The sequence below is a fragment of the Dyella solisilvae genome, from assembly GCF_003351225.1.
In the GTDB taxonomy this organism is placed as follows: domain Bacteria; phylum Pseudomonadota; class Gammaproteobacteria; order Xanthomonadales; family Rhodanobacteraceae; genus Dyella; species Dyella solisilvae.
The window spans coordinates 145,658-172,260 of sequence record NZ_QQSY01000003.1; the positions used below are offsets into that span (position 1 = coordinate 145,658).

Annotated in this window: 22 protein-coding genes; 6 read left to right on the forward strand and 16 right to left on the reverse strand. The window is 66.9% G+C overall.

Annotated features, from left to right (window positions below; all coding sequences use genetic code 11):
- Positions 1-8: 8 nt before the first annotated feature.
- The 5 genes from DVT68_RS12850 to DVT68_RS12870 all read right to left on the reverse strand — a co-directional run bounded on the left by DVT68_RS12850 (position 9) and on the right by DVT68_RS12870 (position 5,744).
- On the reverse strand, positions 9-938 hold the full coding sequence (locus DVT68_RS12850; RefSeq protein WP_114825490.1) for a DMT family transporter: 930 nt from the start codon (positions 936-938) through the stop codon (positions 9-11).
- An 85-nt stretch (positions 939-1,023) separates the two neighbouring features.
- A complete protein-coding gene (locus DVT68_RS12855; protein ID WP_114825491.1) occupies positions 1,024-3,195 on the reverse strand; it encodes an AsmA family protein in 2,172 nt (723 codons plus the stop codon).
- A gap of 111 nt (positions 3,196-3,306) precedes the next feature.
- Positions 3,307-4,107 (reverse strand): siderophore-interacting protein, encoded by an 801-nt coding sequence (locus tag DVT68_RS12860; protein ID WP_114825492.1) that lies wholly within the window; start codon positions 4,105-4,107, stop codon positions 3,307-3,309.
- Positions 4,108-4,143: 36 nt separating this feature from the next.
- Positions 4,144-4,671 (reverse strand): PadR family transcriptional regulator, encoded by a 528-nt coding sequence (locus DVT68_RS12865; RefSeq protein ID WP_114825493.1) that lies wholly within the window; start codon positions 4,669-4,671, stop codon positions 4,144-4,146.
- Between the two features lie 128 nt (positions 4,672-4,799).
- A complete protein-coding gene (locus DVT68_RS12870) occupies positions 4,800-5,744 on the reverse strand; it encodes a peptidylprolyl isomerase (protein ID WP_425477501.1) in 945 nt (314 codons plus the stop codon).
- 118 nt (positions 5,745-5,862) lie between these two features.
- On the opposite strand from DVT68_RS12870, the gene DVT68_RS12875 reads away from it, so the two are divergent.
- Positions 5,863-6,720 carry a plasmid replication/partition related protein gene (locus tag DVT68_RS12875; protein ID WP_114825495.1) on the forward strand — a complete coding sequence of 286 codons (858 nt, stop codon included), beginning with the start codon at positions 5,863-5,865 and terminating at the stop codon, positions 6,718-6,720.
- A 10-nt stretch (positions 6,721-6,730) separates the two neighbouring features.
- On the opposite strand, the gene pcp is transcribed toward DVT68_RS12875, so the two are convergent.
- The 6 genes from pcp to pxpB are packed head-to-tail and all read right to left on the reverse strand — an operon-like array spanning position 6,731 to position 11,535.
- The gene (gene pcp, locus DVT68_RS12880) at positions 6,731-7,384 is read right to left on the reverse strand and encodes a pyroglutamyl-peptidase I (protein ID WP_114825496.1); all 654 of its coding nucleotides are present in this window, start codon (positions 7,382-7,384) and stop codon (positions 6,731-6,733) included.
- A gap of 21 nt (positions 7,385-7,405) precedes the next feature.
- On the reverse strand, positions 7,406-8,374 hold the full coding sequence (locus tag DVT68_RS12885; protein WP_114825497.1) for a 5-oxoproline transporter, DUF979 family subunit: 969 nt from the start codon (positions 8,372-8,374) through the stop codon (positions 7,406-7,408).
- A gap of 2 nt (positions 8,375-8,376) precedes the next feature.
- Positions 8,377-9,072: a DUF969 domain-containing protein gene (locus DVT68_RS12890; RefSeq protein ID WP_114825498.1), complete on the reverse strand. Its 696-nt coding sequence runs from the start codon at positions 9,070-9,072 to the stop codon at positions 8,377-8,379.
- Positions 9,069-9,845: a LamB/YcsF family protein gene (locus tag DVT68_RS12895; RefSeq protein WP_114825499.1), complete on the reverse strand. Its 777-nt coding sequence runs from the start codon at positions 9,843-9,845 to the stop codon at positions 9,069-9,071. The genes DVT68_RS12890 and DVT68_RS12895 overlap by 4 nt, the downstream gene beginning before the upstream one ends.
- Positions 9,842-10,825, reverse strand: coding sequence for a 5-oxoprolinase subunit C family protein (locus tag DVT68_RS12900; protein WP_114825500.1), 984 nt, complete (start codon positions 10,823-10,825; stop codon positions 9,842-9,844). Before DVT68_RS12900 ends, DVT68_RS12895 begins: the two co-directional genes overlap by 4 nt.
- Positions 10,822-11,535 (reverse strand): 5-oxoprolinase subunit PxpB, encoded by a 714-nt coding sequence (pxpB, locus tag DVT68_RS12905; protein ID WP_114825501.1) that lies wholly within the window; start codon positions 11,533-11,535, stop codon positions 10,822-10,824. The genes DVT68_RS12900 and pxpB overlap by 4 nt, the downstream gene beginning before the upstream one ends.
- A 241-nt stretch (positions 11,536-11,776) precedes the next feature.
- Here pxpB and DVT68_RS12910 point away from each other — a divergent pair, with 241 nt between their 5' ends.
- The 4 genes from DVT68_RS12910 to DVT68_RS12925 all read left to right on the forward strand — a co-directional run bounded on the left by DVT68_RS12910 (position 11,777) and on the right by DVT68_RS12925 (position 20,115).
- Positions 11,777-12,790 carry a LacI family DNA-binding transcriptional regulator gene (locus tag DVT68_RS12910; RefSeq protein WP_114825502.1) on the forward strand — a complete coding sequence of 338 codons (1,014 nt, stop codon included), beginning with the start codon at positions 11,777-11,779 and terminating at the stop codon, positions 12,788-12,790.
- 141 nt (positions 12,791-12,931) lie between these two features.
- Positions 12,932-15,508 carry a glycoside hydrolase family 3 protein gene (locus DVT68_RS12915; protein WP_425477503.1) on the forward strand — a complete coding sequence of 859 codons (2,577 nt, stop codon included), beginning with the start codon at positions 12,932-12,934 and terminating at the stop codon, positions 15,506-15,508.
- A 318-nt stretch (positions 15,509-15,826) separates the two neighbouring features.
- On the forward strand, positions 15,827-18,286 hold the full coding sequence (locus DVT68_RS12920) for a TonB-dependent receptor (protein WP_114825504.1): 2,460 nt from the start codon (positions 15,827-15,829) through the stop codon (positions 18,284-18,286).
- 239 nt (positions 18,287-18,525) lie between these two features.
- The gene (locus DVT68_RS12925) at positions 18,526-20,115 is read left to right on the forward strand and encodes a tryptophan halogenase family protein (RefSeq protein WP_114825505.1); all 1,590 of its coding nucleotides are present in this window, start codon (positions 18,526-18,528) and stop codon (positions 20,113-20,115) included.
- 54 nt (positions 20,116-20,169) lie between these two features.
- Here the strand turns inward: DVT68_RS12925 and folE2 are convergent, their stop codons facing one another.
- The 5 genes from folE2 to DVT68_RS12950 form a co-directional block, all read right to left on the reverse strand.
- On the reverse strand, positions 20,170-21,102 hold the full coding sequence (gene folE2 / locus DVT68_RS12930; RefSeq protein WP_114825506.1) for a GTP cyclohydrolase FolE2: 933 nt from the start codon (positions 21,100-21,102) through the stop codon (positions 20,170-20,172).
- Positions 21,103-21,169: 67 nt separating this feature from the next.
- Entirely contained in the window at positions 21,170-22,471 is a 1,302-nt protein-coding gene (locus tag DVT68_RS12935) for a S8 family serine peptidase (protein ID WP_114825507.1), read from the reverse strand.
- A complete protein-coding gene (locus DVT68_RS12940) occupies positions 22,468-23,103 on the reverse strand; it encodes an anti-sigma factor family protein (RefSeq protein WP_114825508.1) in 636 nt (211 codons plus the stop codon). The genes DVT68_RS12935 and DVT68_RS12940 overlap by 4 nt, the downstream gene beginning before the upstream one ends.
- Positions 23,100-23,684, reverse strand: coding sequence for an RNA polymerase sigma factor (locus DVT68_RS12945; protein WP_114825509.1), 585 nt, complete (start codon positions 23,682-23,684; stop codon positions 23,100-23,102). The genes DVT68_RS12940 and DVT68_RS12945 overlap by 4 nt, the downstream gene beginning before the upstream one ends.
- A 70-nt stretch (positions 23,685-23,754) precedes the next feature.
- On the reverse strand, positions 23,755-24,471 hold the full coding sequence (locus DVT68_RS12950; protein ID WP_147281725.1) for a TorF family putative porin: 717 nt from the start codon (positions 24,469-24,471) through the stop codon (positions 23,755-23,757).
- A gap of 860 nt (positions 24,472-25,331) precedes the next feature.
- Between DVT68_RS12950 and DVT68_RS12955 the strand changes: the two genes are divergently transcribed.
- On the forward strand, positions 25,332-26,405 hold the full coding sequence (locus tag DVT68_RS12955; RefSeq protein ID WP_233523455.1) for a DmsE family decaheme c-type cytochrome: 1,074 nt from the start codon (positions 25,332-25,334) through the stop codon (positions 26,403-26,405).
- Positions 26,406-26,603: the final 198 nt, after the last annotated feature.

Sequence of the window (26,603 nt, forward strand, 5' to 3'; positions counted from 1 at the left end):
GGGCGCGCTTACTCCACCACGCTGTGGCTTTCGGCGGTGCCAAGCAGCTCCGGCTGGCTCGGCTTGGCTCGGCGCCGCGTGAGCAGGGGATGCATGAAGACCGCGCAGAGGATCACCGCCACGCCGGCGTAAAACCAGCTGTCCAGTTCACGCTGCTCGCCCAGCAGCACGATGGCCAGCACGATGGCGTAGACCGGTTCGAGGTTGGTCACCATCTGCGTGCCGAAGGCGCTCATGTGCCGCAGCGCGACCAGCGCCAGCGCAAAGGGCAGCAGCGTGCAGCCGAACGACAGCAACAGCAGCAGGGTTGCGTCGTGCAGGCTGGGCAGCACGAAGGCCGCGCCCGCATGCGGCAGCAAGGGCGCGAGCAGGGTGAGGAACAGCGTGCCGGTGCCCAGTTCGATGCAGGTGACGGTGAGCGGATCGGCGTGTTCGACCAGGCGCTTGTTGAACGAGCTGAACAGGGCGACCAGCAACGCCGAGAGCGTGCCCACCGCGATGCCGGCGCGCATCTCCACCGGCACGCCGCCGACCACCATCGCCACGCCCGGCACCACCGCCACGCCGATCAGCAGCTCGCGCGGGTCGAATTTGCGTTTGGCGATCCACGGCTCGACCAGCGAGAGGAACACCGGCCCCAGCGCGATGCAGGTGGCGCCCACCGAGGCATTGGCCAATTTGATCGCGGCATAGAAGGTCAGCCAGTGCAGCGACACCAGCACACCGATGCCCGCGTACGCCAGACGCAGCCGCATCGGCATGGCCTTCAACCCGCGCCATACCTTGGGCATCAGCAGCAGCGCGGTGGTCACCAGCAGCATGCGCCACCAGACCAGCGGCAGGGCGGGCAGGGTGATCAGCTTGCCGAGGATGGCGGTGAAGCCCCAGAGCAGGACGCAGAAATGGATCTGCCAGCGGGCCTTGGTGACGGATTGCATGGACGGGCATCAACAGCGACAAGAGCGCTGCATTCTAGCGGCGAGTCTGGGTCGTCGGGGGACCTTGGCGGCGCGGATGTGCGGTTCAGTGCGCAGTAGCAGGCCGGCCCTTGGGAACTTGCGGCGGCGGCTTCGCCTTTGAGGGGCTACGCATCTGCTCGAGCACGGCGACGCAGGTGTTGTCCGGCTGCTCCTTGCTGGTGGCGACCAGCGGGAGCAGGGCGGCGACTGGGGCGGCCAGCACGCCCAGCGCCAGCGCGCCACCGCCGCGAAGGATCAGCGGTCCCGGCTGCACACCCACGTCGGGATTTTTCAGTGTGCCCTTCACGTACAGCGGCGAGCGCAGCGAGATGATGCGCACGCCCTTGGAGTTGGGATGGATATCAAGGTTCAGCTTCTCGCTGGCGAAGTCGATCGAGCCGTTGACGTTGATGACGGCGTCCTCGGTGTCGAGCACGAACAGGCGGGACTGGAACAGGCCGTTGCTCGCGGCAAAGTCGGCGGCGGCGCAGTTGATCTTCACCGTCTTGTCGCCAAACAGCTTGCCGATGACGATGTTCGCCACGTTGAGGCCCGCCGTTTCCAGCAGCGTCTTGCTGATCGCGCCATCGTTCATCAGCAGCTTCACTTCGCCGGTGGACGTGCCCATCAGGGCGCTTACCGAGTTGCCACGCGCATCCAGCGCGGCGTCGCCGTTGATTTCACCGAAACTGGTGCGCATCGGCTCGAACGTCGGGAACAGCTGGGTGAGCTTGAGGTGCCGGGCCCGAAGCTGGATGGCGCCCTGCATGGGCGCCTTGCCGCCGTCCAGCCGCAGGTTGCTGCTCACGTTGCCTCCTGCCAGGTCGAAGGCGAGCGGATCCATCCGCAACACGCCGCCATCCATGACCAGATGGGTGGACAGTGCGTTGATTGGCAAGGCCGCGCTGCGCTCGATGCGCCCCGCGCTGAAGCTGACATCGGCGTCCATGGCGCGCCAGCGGTCCGTGCGAAACGGTTCCACCGGCAGCACCTTGTCTGCCGGCTGCTCGACGGCGTCACCGCGTTGCTGCTTCTCTGCGTTGGTGTCCGCGCCGATCAGGGGCGCCAGGTCCGCGAAACGCAGCAGGTGCGAGCTGAGCTTGCCGCTGAGCTTGGGGCGCGCGCCGCTGGTGTCGAAGACGAGGTCGCCCGCCAGGTCGCTGCCGCCGACGCGGCCCCTGAAGTCCTGGTAGCTGAAGTGGCTGCCCTGGCGCCCGAGGTTCGCCTGCAAATGGCCTTCGGTGGCGTAGGGCGGCGTGTCGGGCAGGGTGACGCCGAGCAGTGGATAGAGCTTGGCCATGCTGCTGCCGGAGAACCACAGGCGGATGTCCAGTGCGGCGAGGTGCAGCGGATCGGTCAGGGTGCCTACCAGGGCGATGTGGCTGTCTCCCACGAAGATTTTGGCTTGGACTGGAAACGGCTGGTCCGTCTCCTGCAATGCAAGCACCGCGCCGATCTTGCCGCTGCCCTTGGTGGGCAGGCCCTTGTAGTGGCCTTCGGCCTGCCATGCGAACTGATAGGCCGCGCTGGTGCCGCGCGGCTGGGCTTGTTCGTTCGTGCTGGCCCGCGCCAGGGCCTTGGTGGATTCGGCGCCCACCGTGCGGCCAGCCTGCTGGCGCGCCTCCGAGGACTGCTGCGCGACGATCTCGTCGTAAGGCACGGCGCGCTCCAGCGGCTCCACCGCGATCTGCAGCTTCACCTTGCCGGTCGCGTCGTCCACGGCGATCTCCCCACGATCAAAGCCGATGGCGCGCAGGTCGATCGTCCACGCCGATGGTTGCGTGCTGGTGGGAAAGGTGAAGTCCCAGGTGGCGCGTCCTTGCGCATCGCGCTCAAGGTCGATGCGTGGATGCACCAGGTGCAGCGTGGGAATTTCCACACGATGGGCCAGCAGCGCCAGTGGCGCGAGACGGAAGCGCACGGCATCGAGCTGGGCGAACTGCGGCTGCCTGGCCCAATCGGGGTTGCTGATCGCGATATCGCGCGCTTCGAGCATGGGCCACGGCACGAGGCTGGCCAGCCCGGTCTGGTTGGGCTCGCGCGCCCAGGTCACATCGATGTCGCCCTGAATCGTGAACGGACGTCCAATGGCCTCGCTGACGCGCGCATCGATGGTGGGCTTGAGCCGGTTCCAGTCGAAGGTGTCGATCAGAACCACCGCTGCTGCGAGCAGCAGCGCCACGACGATGAGCGGCGCATACAGGTACCACTTCAAACCGGCTCGGGGCCAGGCCATCTGCCTCTCCGTCCCGGCAGGTGGAAGCCGGCCGGTGAACCCTGTGATAGCGGTACGCGCGGCAAATTTTCGTGGTGACGCCGTTTTCCGCTCAGCAGGAATTCATGCCAATCATTCTTCGTCGGCGTCCACCGTGCCCTCTGCCTTCCAGTAGCCGGTGGCGCGCACCCACTCCTTGGGCACGCCCACTTCCTCGGTCAGGTACTTGCGCATGCGGCGCGCACGTCCCGATTCGGCGGCGATCCACCAGAACGCATCACCGCGCGGCAGCGTCAGTCGCTCAAGCGCCTGCTCCAGCAGCTGGCTGCTCGCCGCATCCGCGCCATCGCGCTCGAACCAGCTCAGCTCGATCTCCGCGCGTGAGCTGAGCGGCTGGCGATCGGCGCTGCCGGGTATTTCCACCAGGGCGGTCGCGCGTACGCCGTAGGGCAATTCGTCCAGCCAACGGCCGATCGCGGGCAACGCGGTTTCATCGCCGATCATGATGTAGTGGTCGAAATCGTCGGCGACCATGAAGGACCCACGTGGCCCACCGGCGCCGATGCGTTGGCCTGGCGCCGCCTGCGCCGCCCACAGCGCTGCGGGGCCGTCGCCATGCAGCACGAAGTCCACGGTCAGTTCGTTGAATTCGTCGTCGAAATGGCGGGGCGTGTAGTCGCGCATCGGCGACGGCTCCTCGCCATCAGGAAACTCCAGGCGTCCCGGACCTGGTGTCGGCAGCACCAGCTTGCCCTGCGCATTCGGGAAGAACAGCTTCACATGGTCATCCGGCGAGGCGCTCAGGAAGCCGCGCAGCGACTCGCCGCCAAACACCACGCGCTGCATGTAGGGCGACACGCGCTCCACGCGCAGCACCTCGATCTCGCGCAGGACGACGGTGTGGCGCTGTATCTGATGGGCATGGCGGGTCATGGGGAGTCTCGCGATAAGGGGATGGGGAGGAGGCGCTCAGTCTTCGGGAGGATGGGCAATGGCGTGGGCGGTGTGTTCCAGCAGCGCGGCGACGCGACGCGCTTCGGCGGCATTCCATCCCTTGCCGCGCGACATCAGCGCGTGCTTGAGCTCGTGCATGGCCTGCCGCACGGCGGGTGGCATGGCCATCTTGGCCGCGGTGCGCGCGGCGTGACGGGTGCGCAACGTCATCGCCTCGACCGCATCCTGGTTGTCGGCGAGGAACGCATGGCCGGCGTCGGTCAGCGCATAACGCTTGCGGTTGCCATGGGCCTGCTCGACGCCGATCTGGCCCAGCTCTTCGAGCAGGGTCAGGGTGGGGTAGATCGCGCCGGGGCTGGGCGTGTAGTGGCCATGGAACATCTCGCCGATCAGGCGGATCAACTCGTAACCGTGCCGCGGTTGCTGTTCGATCAGGGCCAGCAGCAACAGCTTGAGGTCGCCGTGACCGAGCAGGCGGGAGCCGCCGCGGGGCTCTGGGGTCTCGCGTTCGGTATGCCTGGCGGAGTGGTGGAGGGGGCGCATGACGGACTTCGTTTCGATATATCGATTTGAAAACGATATATCGAAACTAGAGCCGGGGCAAGTGCAAGGCCTGAAACGAGAACGCCGGCGCGAGGCCGGCGTTCAAAGGGGCAGTGACGACTCGGTGCTCAGGGCCGGGCCTTGGCCTCGCGCACGGGAATGGTGACGCTGCACAGGTCGATCTTGCCGGCCGGATTGCGATAGAAGTCGTCGCGGCGATTGCGCTTGGCGTCGATCAGGGCGGCAAAGGTGGCGCTGTCGGTGCGCAGCACCTCGATGTCGGGGCGCTGCGAAGGCGGCAGCTCCGAGGCCAACTGCACCGAGCGGATCGGCAGGCGTTGCTCGGGTTTCTCGTAGAAGCCCAGTGGGCCGGCGCCGCGAGGCAGGCCGGACAGGTACTCCATGCCCTTCAGCACGCGACCGACCACGGCAAGATTGCGATCCAGCCCGCGAGGGGCCTGCCCGATCACCACGTACAGCGCACTGCCATTGCCGGTATCAGGCTCGTTGTCTCGCCCGACGCCGACCATGCCGTAGCAGTGGGTGAGCCATTCCTGCCTGGCAGCCGGATTGCGCCCCACCGGGAAACCTTCGGAAAAGCCTACCTGCGGCGCGTAGACGTCGCCGTCGGGCAGTGGCGTGAATGGCAGGTTCGGGTCGAGCGCGCGCGTGTACTCCGGCGGCAGCTTGGCTTTCGCGCTTCCGAGCGGGCGCAGCTTGCTCTTGTCGCCGTTGTCGTCGTCCTCGGGGTCGCCCCACTGCGTGACAAAGTTGTCCTGCACGCGCACAACGGCCAGGCCATCGAAATAGTGCTCGCGCACCAGGGTGCGGATGTTGGCGGCGTGAAGCGGGGTGAAGTCCGGCGCCAGTTCGATCAGCACCTGGCCCTGCGGCAGTTGCATCACCAGCAGGTTCTGCGGATCGGGCGCGCGCCATTCCTGTGCGCTCGACTTGCCGAGCAGCTCCTTCGCCGTGGGCGTGTGGGCCGGCGTGTCGGCCTGCAAGGCCGGGGCGGCGACCAGGGCAAGGGCCAGCAGGGTGCGGGCGAGGCGCGGCAGGTGATCCATGGGCATCCATTCGAGTCAAGGGAAGCGGCAACTTAGCAGAGCGGCGCGAACCAGCACGGCACGGTGCAGCATCTGAGACCGCGCTTCTCTACAATGCCGCCCCCTTTGCGCACACGCCCGACCCATGGACATCGTCGTCAACGAAGAACTCAAGGCCTACATCGACCCGCTCACCGCCGACGAATACGAAGCGCTGGAGCGCAGCCTGCTCGCCGAGGGCTGCCGCGACGCGCTCGTGCTGTGGGGCGACGTGCTGGTCGACGGCCACAACCGTTTCGGCATCTGCCAGAAGCACGGACTGCCATTCCAGACGGTGCAGAACACGCGCTTCGCCTCCATGGAGGACGTGCACCTGTGGATGATCGAGCAGCATCTCGGACGGCGCAGCGTGTCGGACTTCCAGCGCGGCGTGCTGGCGCTGCGCAAGCGAGAGATTCTTGCAGCGCGCCGTGCGCCATCCAGGCCGACGCCGGAACCCGTGACCGAGACCGAAGCGGCGGGATCGGCCGCCACCGAGGTTGAGCCGTCATCCGAGCCAGCCGCGCCGGCGCCGGCGAACGAGGCAAAGCCGGCGCCGCTGCCCAGCCGTCAGGCGATCGCGCGCGAGGCGCGCATCAGCAACAGCCAGGTCGTCGCCATCGAGAAGATCCACAAGCAGGCCGCGCCGGAAGTGGTGGCGGCGGTGAAAGCTGGCACGCTGTCGATCAATGCCGCCGCCGCGGTGGCCAGCCTGCCGGAAGAAGAACAACGCGCCGCAGCCCAGGGCGGCAGCGATGAATTGAAGCAGGCCGCCAAGCGCGTGCGCGAATCGCGGCGTCGACCGCCGAAGGAAGCGGAAGGTGACGAATCAACGGCGCAGGAAGACCTGCCCACGCTGCGCCGTCGCGTGGCCGAACTGACCGCGCAGGTCGAGGAACTGACCAAGGACAACGACGCGCTGCGCCAGCAACTGGCCCGCTTCCAGAATCCGATCGACGACTGACCTCGACGGGTCAGTCCAGCGTGCCGGCGCCGAGCTTGTCGTCGACCAGGTGGCTGACCGCGGCGTGCAGCGCCACGGTCAGTCCGCGAACGACGTCCTCTTTCGCCATGCTCGGCGCCTGCGCCTGGCGCACCGCCTGCTCGGGCAGGTAGGGGATGTGGATGAAGCCGGCGCGCACACCGGCGTGCTGCGCGGCCAGGTGCAGCATCAGGTAGGCGACGTGGTTGCACACATAGGTGCCGGCGGTGTTGGAGATTTCCGCGGGTAGGCCGGCGCCGAGCAGGGCGGCGAGCATGGCCTTGATCGGCAGCGTGCTGAAGTAGGCCGCGGGTCCGCCCGCGAGCACCGGTTCGTCAATCGGTTGGGCGCCGGCGTTGTCGGGCAGGCGTGCGTCCTGCACGTTGATCGCCACGCGCTCGATCGACAGCCGGCTGCGTCCGCCCGCCTGGCCGACGCCGAGCAGGATGTCGGGCTCGATCTCCGCCACCGCCAGCGCCAGCTCGCGCTGCGAATCGGCAAACGCCGTGGGCAACAGGCGCGCCACCACGCGGTGGTTGCCGATCGCCTTGCCATCCAGCGCGCGCACGGCTTCCCACGAAGGGTTGATGTCCTCATCACCGAACGGGGTGAAGCCAGTCAGCAGGATGCGGTGATGCTTGCTCATACGGGTCAATCCTGGCGGCCTTCAGCGAAATACCAGCAGCCACATGCAGAGAAAGGTGGTGATGAAGATGCCCACGGCGCTCCACCATTGTGCGCGTATCACGCCGTAGGGGTTGCGCAGCTCCAGCAGCGCGGCGGGCACCAGGTTGTAATCGGCCGCCATCGGCGTGAGCAGTGTGCCGCAATAACCGCAGAGCATGCCCATCGAGCCAAGGATGGCCGGGTTGGCGCCGTACTGGTGCACCAGCAGCGGCAGGCCGATGCCGGCCATCATCACCGGGAACGCCGCGAACGCGTTGCCCATGATCACAGTGAACAGCACCATGCCTAGCGCGAACACCAGCAGGCAGGCGAACGCATTGCCGCTTGGCAAGACGGCCGTGGCCAGGGCGGCAATCTCGGCGCCCACGCCGCTCTGAGTGAACACCTGGCCGAGCGCCGCCAGCAGCAGCGGCAGCAGCGCGGCCCAGCCGATGGCGTCGAGCAGGCGGCTGCCCTGCGCCAGGCCCTGGTGCACCGGTGTGCGCGTCACCCACGCCGCGGCCAGCAACGCGAGCACGCAGGCCAGCGTGAGCCCCGTGAGCGTCATCTGGGCGGGCGCGAACAGCGCATGGCCAGCGACCGACAGGTACGTGCCGAACAGCGCCACCAGCAGGGTCACCAGCGGAATCATCAGCGCGGGCATGAACAGCTTGTGGCCTAGCCGCGCCGCCGACTGCTGGCGGCGTGCGGTATCGGCGCCATCGCCGTGCGGGTGGCGGCGCAGACGTGGCGCCAGCAGGGCCAGCCCGATCACCGCGGCGCCGGCAAGTTGGGCTGGAAGCGCGTTGCCTGCGGCCTGCTGCGCCAGTACGGCATCGCCGCCGCCAAACAGCAGGCCGAGCAGGGCCCAGAAGGCGGCGCGCCAGAACTGCCGCTCGCGCAGGTTGCGCAGCGCGGTGTAGAACAGGAACAGGGCCATCAGCCAGTAGGCGTATTCGACGCGCAGCATGCTCAGTCCGCCTTTGCGCTGCCCAACAGGGCGGCGCGGCGCTGCAGGCGGCGCTGGTACAACCAGATGCGCACCGACTGGATGATGAAGGCGGCGATCGCGGTGGGCAGCGCCCATAGCGCAATCGACAGCGGCGTGAGATCGATGCCGTGCTGGGCGTAGAAGCCCTGGATCAGCAGCACCGCGCCGAGCGCGATGAATACATCCTCGCCAAAGAAGCGACCGATGTTGTCGGTGGCGGCGGCAATCGCGCGCACCTCGTCGCGGTCGCGGTCGTCGAAAGAGGGAAGGATCTTCTCCGCGGCGGCTTCGCTCATGGGGGCGAGCAGCGGGCGAACCGTCTGCGCCGCGCCGGCCACGCCGGTGAGGCCAAACATCGCCAGCAGCTCACGCACCAGCAGGTAGCCGATCAGCAGGCGCGCCAGCGTCAGGCCTCGCAATCGCGCCATCCATTGCTGCGCGTGCTCGCGCAAGCCGGCGTGCTCAAGCAGGCCGATCGCCGGCAGGGTCAGCACGAACAGCAGCAGCAGGCGCGCCGACACGAAACTCTTGCCGAGCAGCGCGAGCAGTGCAGGCACCGGCAAACCCGCCAGCAGCCCGCTGACCAGGGCGGCGCACACCACCACCGGCACTGCGTTGAAGCGCAGGGCGAAGCCGACCACGATCACCGCGACGCCCAGCAGGGGCCAGTAGTTCATGCGTCGGCGCCCGGCGCGGCCACCACGATGTCGGCGGCCAGCAGGGCGGCGCGCAGGTTGCGGGCGAAGGCCACCGCGTGCGGGCCATCGCCGTGCACGCACAAGGTGTCGGCCTGCAGTTCGACGATGCTGCCATCCACGGCGCGCACCTTGCCTTCGCGCGCCATCGCCATGGCCTGCGCAATGGCCAGGTCGTTTTCGGTAATCAGGGCGCCCGGTTCGCGACGAGGCTGCAGCGAACCATCCTCCCGGTAGCCGCGATCGGCGAATGCCTCCGAAGCCACCTGCAGGCCGGCTTCGCGTCCCGCGTCGAGCAGGGCCGAGCCGGCCAGTCCGAACAGCCACAAGGAGGGATCGAAGTCGCGCACCGCACGGGCAATCGCCGCGGCCAGCGTGTGGTCACGGGCGGCCATGTTGTACAGGGCGCCGTGCGGCTTGACGTGCCGCAGGCGGGCGCCGGCGGCGCGGGCAAAGGCGTGCAGCGCGCCGACCTGATACAGCGTCAGCGCATACGCTTCGGCGGCAGTCACCGCCATCTCGCGGCGACCGAATCCCTGCAGGTCCGGCAGCGAGACGTGCGCGCCGATGGCCACGCCGTGCGCGACCGCCAGCGCCACCGTGCGCTGCATGATGTCCGGGTCGCCGGCATGGAAGCCGCAGGCGATGTTCGCCGAGCTGACCACCGCGAGCAGCGCGTCGTCGTCGCCCATGCGCCATGGGCCGAAGGATTCGCCCAGGTCACAGTTGATGTCGATGGTCTTGGCGGCGGTCATGCATCTTCCAATCGTTGGGCGATGTCGCGGAGCAGGCGTTGCAGGCGTTGTTGCCGGCGCAGCAGGCGCTCGCTGGCCTGTTCCAGGGTGGTCGGCTGGAAGCATACGGCATCGCTGGGCTTGCGCTGGGCGAGGCGGGCCAGATCCACCGCGGCCAGCTGGCCGATGCGCGGATAGCCGCCGGTGACTGGCGCTTCAGCCTGCAGCACGATCGGCTGGCCTGACGGCGGCAGCTGCATCGTGCCGGGCAGGGCGGCCTCGGAGATCAGTTCCAGCGGTTGCTGCAGTTGCAGCCGCTGGCCTTCCAGGCGGCTGGCCGTGCGGTTGCTGTCCTTGCTGACGGTGAACCATGCCTTGAACAGCGCTCGTCGGGACTCGTCGTCCATTTGATCGAAATGGTGTCCGCGCATCAGCGCCAGCGGCGCGTGCGCAAAATCGAACCATGGCTGCGGATCCAGTCCCCACGGCAAGTGGACAGGCGCATGCGTCGCGCGCAGTGCGCGCCATTTCGCGTGCTCGCCGACGGACAGCCGGTCGCCGGCCTGCAGCGCCCGGCCGTGCAAGGGGCCCAGGCGCGCATGCAGGTCGGTGCTGCGGCTGCCCAGCACCGGTTCGACGGCGAAGCCGCCGCGTACGGCGAGATAGCCGCGACAGCCCTGCCGCATGCCGCCGAGCTGCAGTTCGCTGCGGGCGGGCAGGGCGCAGCAGGTCCAGCCCGGAACGGACTGTCCACCCACGCGCGCCTCGACCGGCGCGCCGGTCAGCGCGATCACGGTGGCGTGTTCAAAGCGAAGCACCGGACCGACCAGGGTGAATTCGAGCGCCGCTTCATCGCCGGCATTGCCGACCAGGGCATTGGCCAGGCGCCATGCCGGCCCATCGATGGCGCCGGCGCGTCCCACGCCCAGCGCCGCATGACCGGGTCGCCCGCTGTCCTGCAAGCTGGTCAACAAGCCGGGTTTCAGCACGCGCACGCTCATCGGACGGCGCCCGGTGTGTCGATCAGTCGCTGGAAGGCAGCCTCGTCGATGGCGTGGAAGCGCACGCGGTCGCCCGGGCGCAGCAGCGAGGGCGATGGCGCCTGCACATCGAACAGGCGCAGCGGCGTGCGCCCGATAAGCTGCCAGCCGCCCGGCAGCGCCTCGGGATAGATGCCGGTCTGGACACCGCCGATGGCCACGCTGCCTGCCGGCACGCTCAGCCGTGGATCGGCGCGTCGCGGCATCGCCAGCGCGGGATCCAGGCCCAGCAGATAGGGAAAGCCGGGTGCAAAGCCCAGCATCGCCACGCTATAGGTCGCCGCCGTGTGGCGGGTAATCACTTCCTCGATCGACAGGCCGCTGTGAGCGGACACCGCGGCGAGGTCCGGTCCCGCGGGGCCGCCATACAGCACCGGGATGTCCACGCTGCGCGGCTGCTCGTCGACAGAGGCGGCGCCTTCCAGCAAGGCGAGGGCGGCCTCACGGACACGTCGCAGCGGAGGCTCGTCGTCGTCCCGGCTCCACTCCGCCGGATCGAAACGCAGCAACAGGCTCGCGTAGGCCGGCGTGCATTCCACCGTGGGCAGGTGTGCGCGAAGGCGTACGGCGGCGGCATGAACCTGCGCGTTCAGCGCCGCATCGATCGTGGCGCCGAAGCGCAACAGCAAGGCGTCCTCGGCCAGCGGCTCGACATCGATACCCGACGTCATCCCTGGCCACCGGGTAGTCCCGGGCGCCCGTTCGGACCTAGGCCTGATGGATGGTCATGACGCATGGCGGAGCCCGGGCAGGTGGTTGAATCGACACGCCCATGTTAGGGGCTGTGGATTGCCAGTGGGGGCCCTCGGTGGCGTGGGGGTGTGTGTTAAAAATCGTACGTGACAGGTTCTTGTAAACGTCACGGTGCGGGAGGCATAGTCGGACGGCGGAGGCGCGGAGTCGGGAGCAAGCATGCGGGTACGTCTGGAAGATGTGGCACGCGCGACGGGCGTCTCGCCCAAGACGGTGTCACGCGTCCTCAACGAGGAAGCCTCCGTCAAGGAGTCCACGCGCCAGCGCGTGCTCGCCGCGATGGAATCGATGAACTACCGGCCCAGCCCCGCAGCCCGCGGCCTGGCTGGCAGCCGCTCGTTCCTGGTGGCCTTGCTCTACAACAACAACGACAACCCCGCCTCGACCTATCTGGCGGAGGTGCAGGACGGCGTGCTCGATGCGTGCGATGCGCACCGTTACAGCATGATGGCCTGCCCGCTGCGCACGCGCGGGCAGGACTTCATCCGCCGCGTCGACGCGCTGGTGTCTGATCACCAGATCGATGGCGTCATCGTCACGCCGCCGCTCACGGATTACGCGCCGTTGCTTCAGCGCCTGCAGGAACACGGCGTGCCGCACGCCAGCATTTCGCCGGTGCAGCACAAGGGCGCGATCGGCGTGTGCATGGATGAGCAGCACGCGGCCAAGGCGCTGGTGGATCATCTGGTCGAGCTCGGCCACCGGCGCATCGCGCACATCGTCGGCATCGCCAACCACGGCGCGAGCCGCTGGCGTCTGGCCGGCTACAAGGAAGCGCTGGCGGCGGCGGGCATCGAATTCGATCCGTCTTACGTGGCGCAGGGCGAATTCACCTTCGGCTCGGGCGTGATCGCCGCGCGGCAGCTGTTCGAGCTGCCGCAGCCGCCCACGGCGATCTTCGCCTCCAATGACGACATGGCGGCGGGTGTGATGTGGGCTGCCAACGAGCGTGGCCTCAAGCTGCCGCGCGACCTGTCGGTCTGCGGCTTCGACGACACGCCGCTGGCCACGCAACTGTGGCCGTCGTTGACCACGGTGCGGCAGCCCAGCCGCGAGATGGGCAAGCTTGCGGCGCTGCAGCTGATGGAGCGTCTGCGTGGTCGCGGTCCCGGCTTGCTGGTGCAGGTTCCCTACGCGCTGCAATTGCGCGAGTCGACCGCTGCGGCTCCCTGAGCCCAAGCACGCTGCGCGGTCGGGCCTGATCCGGGTGCGTACGCTTTCCGACCCCAAGGCGATTTAAAAACATTTGTAACCAATAAGTTGCATGTGTTTTTAATTGATGCAGTGCAAGATGACAGCGCTGTCATATCTGCCATGATCCGTCGACCGGCTCCGAGGGGGGAGCCTCCAATCAGGTTGATGGAGAGATACGTGCTGGCGTCTTTGCGTCGTTTGCGTTGTGCCCCGACCGTCCTTGCTGCTGCACTTGCCTGCCTGTCGGGCGCGAAGGCGTGGGGCTCCAGTGCGACCACCGTGCATCCTGCCGAGTGGCCGCGCGCGACCTGGCCGTTCGCCGCCGACGCTGCGCTGGAACAGCGCGTGTCCGCGCTGATGGCGAAGATGACAGTGGAGGAGAAGATCGGCCAGCTGATCCAGGCCGACATCCTCAGCGTCACGCCTGACGATGTACGCAAGTATCGACTCGGCTCGATCCTCGCCGGCGGCAATTCCAAGCCCGACGCACGTCCGCTTGCCGACCCCGCGCAGTGGAAAGCGTCGGCCGATGCGTTCTATCGCGCTGCGATGGACACCAGTGGCGGCCACGTGGCGATTCCGCTGCTGTACGGCGTCGACGCGGTGCATGGGCACAACGGCGCGGTGGGCGCGACGCTGTTCCCGCAGAACTCGGCGCTGGGCGCCACGCGTGATCCCGAACTGATCCATGACATCGGCCAGGCCACCGCGGAAGAGGTGCGCGCGACCGGACTCAACTGGACGTTCGCGCCTTCCGTGACCGTGCCGCAGGACGTGCGCTGGGGTCGCTCTTACGAAGGTTATTCGCAGGATCCGCAGATCGTGGCCCAGTTTTCCCGCGCCATGGTCGAGGGTCTGCAGGGCAAGGTGGGCACGCCGCAGTTCCTCGATGCATCGCACGCCGTCGCCACCGCAAAGCACTTCCTCGCCGACGGCGGCACGCACAACGGCAAGGACCAGGGCGATGCGCAGATCAGCGAGGCGACCCTGATCAAGGTGCACGCGGCGGGCTACCCGCCTGCCATCGATGCCGGCGTGCAGACCGTGATGGCGTCGTTCTCCAGTTGGAACGGCCAGAAGATGCACGGCAACAAGGCGTTGCTGACCGACGTCCTGAAGGGCCGCATGGACTTCCAGGGCTTCGTGGTCGGCGACTGGAACGCGCACGGACAGGTGCCCGGCTGCAGCAACGAGGATTGCGCGGTCGCCTTCAACGCCGGCATGGACATGCTGATGGCGCCCGACAGCTGGCGTGGCCTGTATGAGCACACGCTGGCGGAAGTGAAATCCGGCGCCATTCCGATGGCGCGGGTGGATGACGCCGTGGCGCGCATCCTGCGCGTGAAGTTCCGCGCCGGTCTGTTCGAAGCGGGCCTGCCGTCGGCGCAGCCGCTGGCGGCGAAGTCCGCTGAGGTGGTCGGCAGTCCGGCGCATCGCGCACTCGCTCGGCGCGCGGTGCGTGAGTCGCTGGTGCTGCTGAAGAACAACGATGGCGTCCTGCCGATCGATCCGCGTCGCCACCTGTTGCTGGCCGGTGATGCGGTCGACAGCGTCTCCCGCCAGAGCGGTGGCTGGACGCTCAACTGGCAGGGCACAGGCCTGAAGAACGAAGATTTCCCGGGCGCGCAGACGATAGCCGCGGGTTTCACCGAGCAGGTGAAGGCCGCCGGTGGCTCCGTGGAGATCGCCGCGGATGGCCGCTACACGCACAAGCCGGATGTCGCGGTGGTGGTGTTCGGCGAGGATCCGTATGCCGAGTTCCAGGGCGATATTCCCAATCTGTTGTACCGCCCGGGCGACGACCACGATCTGGAGTTGATCCGCCACTTGCACGGCGAGGGCATTCCAGTGGTGGCGGTGTTCCTCAGCGGGCGTCCGCTGTGGGTCAACCGCGAGATCAATGCGGCCGACGCCTTCGTGGCTGCCTGGCTGCCCGGCAGTGAGGGCGGTGGCGTCGCCGACGTGCTGTTGCGCGGACGGGACGGGAGCATTGCACACGACTTCCGCGGCAAGCTCGCCTTCGCCTGGCCCAGCACCGCCGTCGTGGGGCAGGGCGCGCCACAGTTTCCGCTGGGCTTTGGCCGAAGCTATGCCGACCACGCGAACCTGAAGCCGTTGCCTGAGGTGTCGGGTATCACCGGTGAGCAGATTCCGGTAGGCAACTATCTGGATCGCGGCAAGGCCGTGCATGGTTATGCCCTCACCCTGTTCGGTCGCGATGGTGTCGCGGCGCCTGGCGACGTGTCGCGCGCCAACTCGGGCGATGGCAGCCTGCGCATGGGCGCCATCGACTTCAAGGCCCAGGAGGATGCGCGGCGCTTCAGCTGGGACGGCGATGGCGCGCATCTGGCGATTCGCGCGAGCACACCGATGGATCTGGACCGCCAGACCAATGGCGACGTGATGCTGGTGACCACGGTGCGCGTGGATGCGCTGGCCTCGCACGCGGCATGGATCGGCATGGGATGTGGGCAAGGTTGTCTGGGTCGCGTCGCGCTGGGTGAGGAACTCGCCGGCCTGACCACCGGCCAGTGGGTACGGCTTGGCGTGCCGTTGAAGTGTTTCCGCGCGGCCGGCGCCGACATGCACCACATCGATCAACCCTTTGTACTTGGCGCCAGCAAGGGCGATCAGCTGGCGCTGTACCGCGTCGCGCTGGGCACGGACGTGGACCGTGTCGTGGACTGCGCCAAGTAGCACACGGACGCGGCTGGAACCGCTCGTGCAAGGTTGCGATGCAGGTTGTTGGACGCCAAGACGTCTATTTGCATCGCATCATGAAATGGCAGGACGGGGGCGAGTAGGGCCCCCAAGGCAGGTTGCAGCAAGGGCTTGAGGCGTGAAATAGGCTTGTTGCCACGCGTCAAGCTTATGTGAAAGAACCCGTCTATGATCGCAAGTGACAGCGCTGTCATCGTGCGTAAATGACAGCGCTGTCATCTGAGGACTAAGACAATCGCGTCACCGTCGGGGGGCGGTGGCACTTGACCATCGAATGACTTAGAGGGGATGACAATGAAGTTGCGCTATTCGGCGTTGTACGTCGCCATGAGCCTCGTGCTCGCTCCGGGCGCGGTGCTCGCCGCAGACCAGGATGTGACATCGCAGAACTCGTCGGCCCAGAACTCATCGGCCCAGAACTCGTCGGCCCAGAACCAGGCTCCCACCGAGCGTAAGGTCAAACAGCTGGATTCGATCCAGGTGACCGCCACCAAGCGCGAGACGCCGCTGCAGAGGACGCCGGTGGCCGTCACCGCGATCACGCCCGACACGCTCGAGAAAGAGCGCGTGATGACGGTGCAGGATCTGACCAAGCTGGTGCCGGGCCTGCAGGGCACCAGCCAGGGCGACCATGGCGTGGTGACGCTGACCTTGCGTGGTATCGGCAACGACAGCGCCAAGACCGAATACGCCGACCCCGAAGTGGCCACCTTCGTTGACGGCGTGTACGCGCCGCGCGCCGAAACCGCCGCCGGCCTGCTGTTCGACATGGACGCCGTGGAAGTGCTGCGTGGCCCGCAGGGCACGCTGTGGGGCCGCAACTCCACCGCCGGCGCGATCAGCTTCCAGACGGCCAAGCCGGATCTCACCGCGGGCTTCTTCGGCAACGCGCAGATCGAAGCGGGCAACTACAACACCATGGGCGCGCGCGCCGCGGTGAACCTGCCGATCAGCAGCACCTTCGCCATGCGCGTGGCGGTCGTGCACCAGCAGCATGACGGCTACGTCGACTACCAGAACCCGGCCAGCGAGCTGCCCTCCGTGGCGCAGCAGCAGACGGCCTACCTGGCGTCCGGCGGCACGCTCGCCAACTTCAAGCCGATCGATCCGGGCCAGTTCGTGCAGAACGCCCAGAAGTACAACTCGCAGGACCAGTCCGCCGCCCGCGTCAGCGCGCTGTGGCAGCCGAGCGATGCGTTCCGCTGGAATCTCTCTTACGAGCAATTCCTCGATCGCGGCACGCCGGACATGAACCTGATGCAGACGCCGCGTCCTGGGCAGAACTTCTGGTCGGCGCTGATCGATACCGCACCGTACCTGCATCGCAATGAAGGCACGCTGCGCAGTCGCATGGACTGGAACATCAACGACGGACTGGAGCTCAGCTACGTCGCCGGCTACAACCACTTTACCGGCCAGAGCCAGTTCGACCAGGACGGCGGCGTGGGCGTGCCGACCAGCTTCACCACCGGCGCCACCTACCAGAACGACCGCACCAACTCGTCGAACTACATGAGCTACACCAACGAGCTGGACCTGAAGTCCGTGGGGCAGCAGACGGTCGACTGGATCGTTGGCGCGTACTTCGCGTACGAAGACAACAACATCCGCTTCGACATCCCGATCATGAACGGCACGCAGTACGGCACCGTCTCGTGGCAGGGCTCGTTCATCCAGCCGAAGGAGACGGTCGATTCCTCCGCGGTGTTCGGACAGGCCACCTGGCACATGTCCGACAGCTGGCGCCTGACCGGCGGCCTGCGCTGGTCCGATGACGAGAAGAAGAACGAAGGCGGCATCAACTGGGGTTGGGCGTATGACCCGACCGTGCCGCAGTTCCCGATCGCCATCAGCACCGTTCCCAGCCCGGCCACCGGCTTCAGTGTGTCCACCCACAACGACGCCAAGTACAGCGATGACGAGCTGACCTGGCTGGCCCGCGTGGATACCGACATCAGCGAGCACGGCCTGCTGTACGGCAGCATCTCCACCGGCTACAAGTCGGGCGGCACGCAGGACGCGGGCACGCTGTACAAGCCCGAGACGCTGACCAACTACGAAATCGGCACGAAGTTCTCCTTCCTCGACGGCCACATGACGTGGAACACGGCGGCCTATTACGAGGACTTCAAGAACTTCCAGCTTGCCGCGCCGATCACCTACCCGAACGGCAACCGCGGCCTGGGCTTCTCCAACGTGCAGGGCAGCACCACGGTGGCCGGCCTGGAATCGGAACTGGCGTATTCGAAGCAGGACGACCGCGCCACCCTGGTGACGTCGATCATCCCGAAGAAGACGCTGGGCTCGCTGCAGTACGCGGGCAGCAACGACTACCAGGGCCTGCCGGCGTGTCCGCCGCAGTCGGGCATCGCCAGCTGCATGAACATCACTGGCAACACGCTGGCGCACGCACCGACCTTCTCGCTCACCGCGATCTACGAGCATGACTTCCACATGGGCAATGGCGGCCGGCTGACGCCCCGCTTCAGCGGCGAATACCAGACCGCCCAGTGGCTGAGCGTGTTCAACCTGGGTCCCGGCGACCAGCAGAAGGCGTACTTCATGGGCGATCTGTCGCTGCGCTACACCGAGCCGCAGGATCGCTGGTGGGTCAACGCGTACGTGCAGAACTTCACCGACCAGAGGATCCGCACGAGCGCCATGCGTTTCGTGATGCCGGACGGCAGCTACCAGTACCTGTCGCAGTACCTGCCGCCGCTGACCTTTGGCATCCAGTTGGGAGTGTGGTTCTAAGGACTGCCCGGCGACGCCCCGTGTGTCGTACGTCGCCGACCGTTTGCCGTTCTAGCCGGCCTCCGCTTGCTGCCGAGGCCGGCGCCCTCTCCCCGATGAATGGCGCGTTGGCCGGATCCCATGTGGGGTGTGGAACCGGTCCCTTTTTGAATTGATGCCTGGCGCGACACGGAAAGCGCCGCTGTTGCGCCGGTGGACATGACGTTTGCTGCGGGCCGTTGGCCGCAAGGGAACACGAGATGGCGCAACTGAAGAAAGTGCTGGTGGTGGGTGGTGGCACAGCCGGTTGGCTGGCGGCGTGCTATCTGGCGAAGGCGGTGAATGCGGTCGATCCGAACAGCGTGCAGGTGCACCTGGTGGAATCGGCCAACATCGGCCTGCTTGGCGTGGGCGAGGCGACTTTCCCGTCGATCCGCGGCACGCTCGCGGCCATCGGCCTGGACGAGCGCCGCTTTCTGGTGGGCGCCACCGCGACCTACAAGCAGGGCATTCATTACCGGCATTGGGTGCGCCCGCCGGGCACGCCGGGCGCCGATCATTTCTTCCATCCTTTCAGCATGCCGAGCCAGCGGCCGGGTGGCCCCGAGTTGCTGCCGTACTGGCTGCTGGGCGCCGCGCCGGAAGGCGCGACGTTCGCCGACGCGGTGAGCATGCAGGCCAGGCTGGTGAAGCACGGCAAGGGGCCCAAGCGCACCAAGGACGCCGACTATCAGGGCCCGTTGAACCACGCCTTCCATTTCGACGCCGCCTATTTCGCCAAGGTGCTGGCCGAGCACGGCGAGCAGGTGCTGGGCGTCAAGCGCCATCTGGCGACGGTCGAGCGCACCGAGCTGGACGAGCAGGGCGCGATCGCGCGCGTGGTCACCAAGGAACTTGGTGAACTGACCGCCGACCTCTACGTCGATTGCACCGGGCTACGCGGCAGCCTCATCGGCGGCGTGATGAAGTCGCCGTTCCGCAGCCGGCGCGACGTGCTGTTCGCCGATCGCGCGGTGGCGATCCAGGTGCCGTACAAGCGGCCGGATACGCCGATTCCGCCCTATACGATTTCGACCGCGCAGGAGGCGGGCTGGGTCTGGGACATCGGCCTGCAGACCCGACGGGGCGCCGGCTACGTGTATTCCTCGCGCCACACCGACGCGGAGCGGGCCGAGCATGTATTCCGCCAGTACCTTGGCGCCGCCGCCGACGGCATCCAGGCCACGCACATCAAGTTCGAGACCGGTTATCGCCCGGAGCACTGGCGCAAGAACTGCGTCGCCGTGGGACTGGCCGGTGGCTTCGTCGAGCCGCTGGAGTCCACCGGCATCGCCCTGGTCGAGCTGGGCACCTACCTGCTGACCCATCTGCTGCCGGGCGACACGCACGACATGGAACGCGCGGCGCGCCATTACAACGAGATGATGATCGCGCGCTACGACCGCATCATCGATTTCATCAAGATGCATTACTGCCTGAGCCAGCGCCGCGACTCCCAGTTCTGGATCGACAACACCGATCCGATCAGCATCCCGCAGACGCTGCAGGACAAGCTCGCGCTGTGGAAGCTGCGTCCGCCGCATCGCCTGGATTTTGTCAGCGACCTGGAGATGTTCATGGTCTCCAGCTGGCAGTACGTGCTTTACGGCATGGAGTTCCGCACGGACCTCGAGCCCACGCGCCACCTGTACACGCGCACCGAAGAGGCGAAGCAGGAGTTCGCCAACATCCAGCAAGCCGCCAGCTACGCGCTCAATGACCTGCCCGACCACCGGGCGCTGGTGGAACAGATGTGCCGCGAGCACCAGGAGCGCGTTTCCGCCGCAGAGGCTCTGGAAGTGGTGGGCTGATCCGCTGGCTGCGGCGGTGGCGAGCGAACTGCCCGCCATCGTCGCGGTTGGCCATCAACGAACCGCGCAGTCGCCGCTGGCGAAGGCCACCGCGTCATGCGCGTGCAGGCTTTCGTGGTGCGCCACGCGAATGCGATAACTGGCGACACCTTGCATCGCGTCGAGCACCCGCCGCAGGCGGCGCGCGGCATCTTCGCAGAACATGAGGTTGCGACCGTTGGCCAGCGCAAAGGCCTGCTCGTCCTCGCGCTTGACGGCCGCCTGCACCGGCGTGCCCAGCGCCTGCTCGGCGCTGTCGATCAGGTTCAGCAGATGGAGCGCCGCCCCCTCGGCGAGCCGCACGCGAAGATGGGCTGTGCTGCGCTGGGCGTGCGGAGTGGCGAGGATGCCTTGTTCGTCGCCGAGCCAGGTCATGATGGTTGCCCGGTCCAATGGCCGGTCCGCCGGGAAATCCCTTGCAAACTGCTGCTGGATCAGTTGGCGCGACAGCGCCGCCGAAGCCGGGCAGGTCGAGGAGTAAACGACTTCGGCGCCAAGTTCGAGCGTGAATTCCGCGGGGCCCAGCGTGGCCTCGATCTCGACCGGATAGCAGCGCCAACCGTGGTGGCCGCTGCGCAGCGCGGCGCGACGGACCGGAAACTCGAAGCGGATGCGAAGGCGAGCCCGGTCGGCAAGGCCAGCGTGTGATTGCACAAACGCCTGCAGCAGGCCCAGCAGCGTCGGCGGATCGATGTTCTTTCCGCCGAGATGTTCGTCCAGCAGCAGATACAGACGCGACATGTGGATGCCGCGATGGCGGGCACGGGCGAGATTGACGAAGGCATCGACCTTGGCGATGACGCGTTGCCTTTCGCCGTCGCCGGCATCAAGGCTCACCGGAAGGGCGATGCCTTCCATGCCCACCCAGTCGAGGTCGTCATGTGGATGCACCACGGGCCCGATCGCCACATCGGGCAGCGGATGGACCGGCTGCTCACGGCCTTTCATGAAATGCCCCGCGAGTGCGCGCAGGCAAGCGCGGCCTGATCCGTCGGGTGCGGCAGGTCCACGCGCATCAGTGCGCAGCCAGCTGTTGGGCGCGCAGCGCCGTCACGGCCGAGGCGGCGTTGACCTCCTCGACGCCATGGGTTGATCCACTGCTGCGTTGCAGGAGTTCGTTGACCTTGGCGCCGTCCAGACGTGGCGCGATGGCCAGCAGCAGGGCGGCGATGCCGCTGACATGTGCGGCTGCCATCGACGATCCCGAGGTGAAGTCGTAACCGCCGCCCGGCTGCGTAGTGAGGATGTCCTTGCCCGGGGCGCTGAGCATGCCCGGCGTCGCCGCCGGGCCGCCGCTGGCGCCCACCACGATGACGCCCGGCAAGGCGCTGGGGAAGCCGATGCCGTTGCCCTTCGGCGGCAGCGCCGCCACCACGATGCGACCCTGCTGCAGCAACTGGGCAAGCAGGCGGTTGAGCAGCGGATCGGCGGGACCGCCGAGGCTGAGGTTGATGATGCGCGCGTCGGTGTCCATCACCGCAGCCAGCGCCTTGGCCAGCGTGAAGGAGTTGCAGTGCGCGCCGTCGCCAGGCGCTCGGGCGTACCAGCACGCCTTGTAGATGCTCAGCTCGGCGTGGGGCGCCATGCCGACGATGCCCTGATGGTTGTCGCCCTCGGCGGTGATGATGCCGGCGACTTCCGTGCCATGGCTGTCGCGGTTGAAGGCCGCCACGTCGTCGTCGACAAGGTTGCGTGCTTCGCGGATGTTGTCCCTGAGGTCGGGATGCATCATGTCCACGCCGGTGTCGATGATGGCGACGTGGACGCCGGCGCCCTGGCTGAAGTGGTGCGCCAGGGCCGCATCGGTTTCGACGAAGCCACGCTGCAGCTCAGCGTAAGGATCGTTGTAGTGATGGGCATCCCGGGCGGCGTCGCTGTAGACCTTATAGTCCTGCAGCGGTTGCGCGAGCTGCACGCGTTCGTCTCGGGACAGCGTTGCCAGCATTGCATCGCGACTCATGCCGGGGGGCGGCTCCAGCACGATGCAGTAGAGGTCCAGGGTCTTGATCGGCCAGCCGGTGACCTCGTGGATGCCATAGCGCGACTTCAGCGCGTCGAGCGTCGAGATCGCGCGCTGGCTGGCGCCGTAGTGGCCGGCCGATGCATAGCCGACGAGGTTGGAGCCCGCGTGCATGGCCGGTGGATCCATCGGGTTGGCTACCGCCAGCACGATGTCGCGTGAGGTGTCCATCGCCGCTACGTCGACCGTCGGCCCCTGCGTTGCCGAAACGCTCGGCGCCGTGGGACGAGCCGGGGCGCACGCGCCAAGCGTGGCCATCACCATCATCAGGCTGAGGATGGTCAGGATGCGCTTCATGGGGCCGCGGCGACGGGCTCGGCCAGGCGTATGCCTTGGGTGGTGCGCAGCTTCTGCAGCGTGTCGCGCGGCGAAAGTGACGTATCGACGGATACGACGGTGTAGGCGCCCACGTCATTGGGGCCGCCCACGACCTGCAGGTGCATGGTATGCAGCAGGGAGTTCCAGTCGGACAGACGCATGCTCTCGTCCGGCACCACGTGGATCGCCCCCACGGGCGCTGCCGGGTTCGCCTGGCTCAGCGTGTGATAGACGGGAACCGCGTTTTGCGACCACAGTTTGACGCCGAGCACGCCGATGCCGAGCGCCTGCACCAGCACGGCGGCCACCAGCGTGCGGGTGATCCAGCCCGTCGCACGTGCGCGCTGCGAGGTTTCCTGCGCATCCGGCGCATCGATGCGCGCCAACAGGCGTCGCAGTCCGGCGTCCGGATTGAGCGGAATGTCTGGCGGCAGGGTCAGCGCCATGCGCAGCCGGCTCTGCTGTTCGAATTCGCTGCGGCACGACTCGCATTGCGTGAGGTGACTCGTCAGCCATTCGTCCTCGGCTGGCGAGACGCGATTCTGCAGCGCCCAAGGCATGACCTCCCACGAGCGGGCGCAATCCTTGCCGAGATCCGATGGAGGCTTCATGGCATGCTCTCCTTCTGCCTGACTGGTTCGCCGGCCAGCGCTGGCAGTGTGTTGCGTAGCTTGACCCTCGCATGGAACAGGCGCGCCTTCACCGTGCCGACAGGGCACTGCATGATGATCGCGACATCGTCCAGGGTATGTCCCAGGCCGTAGACCAGCTCGATGACCAGCCGCTGGTCCGCGGTAAGGCGGTTGAGTCCCTTGGCCAGCCAGTCGCGCAGCTCGCGATCCTCGTCGGGGTCGTGGGCATGGAATCGATCGAGCACCAGCACGTCGTCTTCGACCGGCTCATCGCCATGCTGGCGCAGCGCCTTCAGCCCGCACCGGTACGCAATGCCGATGATCCAGGTGGACACGCGCGAATCACCGTGGAAGCTGCCTGCCTTCTGCCAGGCGATCCAGAAACAGTCGTTGACGACCTCCTCGATGACGTCGGAGCGTCGGGTCAGGCGCGCCAGAAAGCGGGAAAGCCTGCCGTAGTAGCTGCGGTACAGCACGGCAAGCGCGGTCCGATCGCCTACGGCCATGCGCTGCAGCAGCATGCGGTCGGTCGCATCCGAATCGATGTCGGCGTCGTTCATGACCGTCTCGAGAGGCTGGGGCTTGCTGGGTTAATGCCCTGAAGAGGGAAAAAGGTTGTACCTATCTGGCCTAGAACGCCCACGAAATCGTACCGAGCCAGGGCGCGGTCTCCAGGCTGCCGGGGGGCTGGGGCAGTCCATCGGTCACGATGCGGTCCAGTTCGACGCGCCAGGGACCCTGGCTCCACGCCAGGCCGGCGTGCCCGTAGCGGTAAGGCTTGGTGCTGGGTTGCGCGTAGTAGTACGCATAGCCGCTGCCGTCGTAGCCCTTGCCGATTTCGTAGGAAGTTGCGTTGGTGGCGCCGTAGGTCATCGGGGAGGGTTGGGCGACGCCGACACCGGCCGAGAGCGACAGCCGCCACGGCAAGGGCCAGTGAAAGCCCAGGTCGATGGCGCCGCGCAGGCGATGGTCCTGGCCGTCGACCGGGTAGATGGCGGACAGGCCGAGCGTGAGCACGTCCCGGTACGACCAGCCCAGCCCGGCTTCCGCGCGCGAGAACGCCTGGCGCTGCTCGGCGCTGGGGTAGTGGTAATAGATGAGGTTGGCCTGCATCTGCCAGTCCGGCGACAACGACCAGTAGCGCGACGCCTGCGCAAGCGCCTCGACCAGTTGGCCGGGCGAGCGCGCCTCGACGCCGGCGGACGCGCCCAGCGTCCAACCCGGCGCGAAGGTCCAGGACGCAGCACCCTGCAGGATGGGCGTGTTCGGCGTGATCGCCTGGCCACGATCCACCAACTGCGAACTGAGCGCGAGCGTACCGGTCACCGCGGACTGGGCGTGACTCACGCCGGGCCAGCAAGCGCCGATGGCGAACGGGACGCAAGCCAGGCTGGCGCGAAGGCACGCCCGTTTTTGCTTGACTGCCTTTGGCCGCGGTGTGACCACACCACCACGATCGACGCGCGCACTGTCGTGCGTGCATGGATCGGCTGCCTTGGACATGTCAGTCACCATCGCCCTCGACGTAAAGGCATGCGTGGCCAGGGTCGCAGGTCGCCCTTCAACCTGCTCACGGCTTGTTGCGCGGCATCGACGCATAGCCAAGGCTCCGCTTTGCCGGCGAGAGCGCCGGAACATGGTCGGGAATTCTATACAGCAAATCTGGTTTGCTGGATGCGCCCGGTGCGGCATGTCCAGAAGGCTAACTTGCCCGTGCGGGTGCTCGCGGTCGTTGAGGCGCCTGTCATCCACGCGGGCGCAGGGATTGGCCAGCCAGGCCGACGATGCCGAACATGCTTGATGAACGTGTAAAGGACCGGCGCACCGGCCGCCGGCAGCCCCGAACCGAGTGCAGCGCCAATTTTTTCAATCCCCCGTTAAACCAATGTCTGCGCAAACGGCACGCACGGAGTGTCATGCGCATGCAAGTCGTCAGTTCCATTCCGGCGGGCCAACGGGCTATGGGCCTTGCCAGATATTTGCAGGAAATCCGTAAGCGCGAATGGCAGGCGCCTTTCCCATAGCTCCAAACGGTTGTAGAGCTCCAGGCGCAAGAGTTCTGGATGAGCTCTTGTCTTTCTGTCAGGCGCAGGGATGCGCGCGACGATCGATGGCCGGCCGTTCCTCCGGGGATGTCCGGACGATGACGCGGGAGAGCCATGCGTACGTTTCGGGAGTCGCTCGCGGTTCTATGGATACACGTATTCGTGGCTGTCGCACTCATGGCCATGAACCCCGCGGTGCTGGCCCAACAGGAGCCACCGAAGAACGGAGATGGCGCAAAGCTTACGCAGAGCGACATTGAGCGCATGCTTCCACCGACCGACATGGGCGCCGGAGTTCATGCGGCAAACGATGCGTCTCTCTCGCCTGCGTCGATGAATACGGGGCCGGCCACTCCCTTCGATGCGGCGCGCATCCCCGTCAATCCGGCGGCGCCCAACGCCCAGGCGATAGGCGCCAAGACCTGCAGCGCATGTCATTCGCTGGAGGATATCCACGCTTCGCATGCCATCCACGTGCAGTCGTTCCAGGTGGGCGCAGCGAACACAGGGCCGCAGGCGGCGTGTGAGGCATGTCATGGCCCAGGCTCCGATCATGCAAAGAACCCGGCCGCCAGGGGCTCCATCATTGCCTTTACCCACGGTAGCGCAAGCACGCCGGAGACACAGGCGACCGTGTGCCTCGGCTGCCACGCCGGTGGCGCCAGGCAACACTGGCTGGGATCCGTACACGAGTCGCGCGGGCTGTCATGTACCGACTGCCATAACCCGATGGTGCGCAATTCCCCGGAAGGCGCTCTGGCCAAGTCATCGATCAACCAGGTTTGCGCCACCTGCCACCAGGACATCCTGGTCAAGTTCAATCGACGCTCGCACATGCCGCTTCCTGAAGGGCAGATGGCATGCACCGATTGCCACAATCCCCATGGTTCCATCACCAAGCCGCTGCTCAAGACCGACACGGTCAACGACACCTGCTACTCGTGTCATGCAGAGAAGCGCGGGCCCTTCATCTTTGAGCACGCGCCGGTGCGTGAGAACTGCCTGAATTGCCACGATCCCCATGGATCGAACCAGCAAACGCTGTTGGTGTTGCCGATGCCGATGCTGTGCCAGCAATGCCACACCATGAACGGTCACCCCAACGACTTGCAAACCCGGCAGAGCATGCGCAACGGACTGACACCCGACGAACGACTGATGGGTCGAGCCTGCGTGACCTGTCACTCGAACATACACGGCTCCAACAACCCCAGTGGAGCCATGTTCCACCAATAGCGAGCGGCTGAGCGAGGAGGCAGCGGTGCCGAAACAACATCCTCTAGCCACGGGACTTGTATGGTGCGCGACCGCCACAGCGTTCGCGCTGCCCGGCGTGACATCGGCACAGTTCGACACGAGTGGTACGCAGCGCGTAGGCAACACGCAGTTCGGCAATAGCCTGGATCCCACGGGATGGGAGCCGTTCCTGATGCC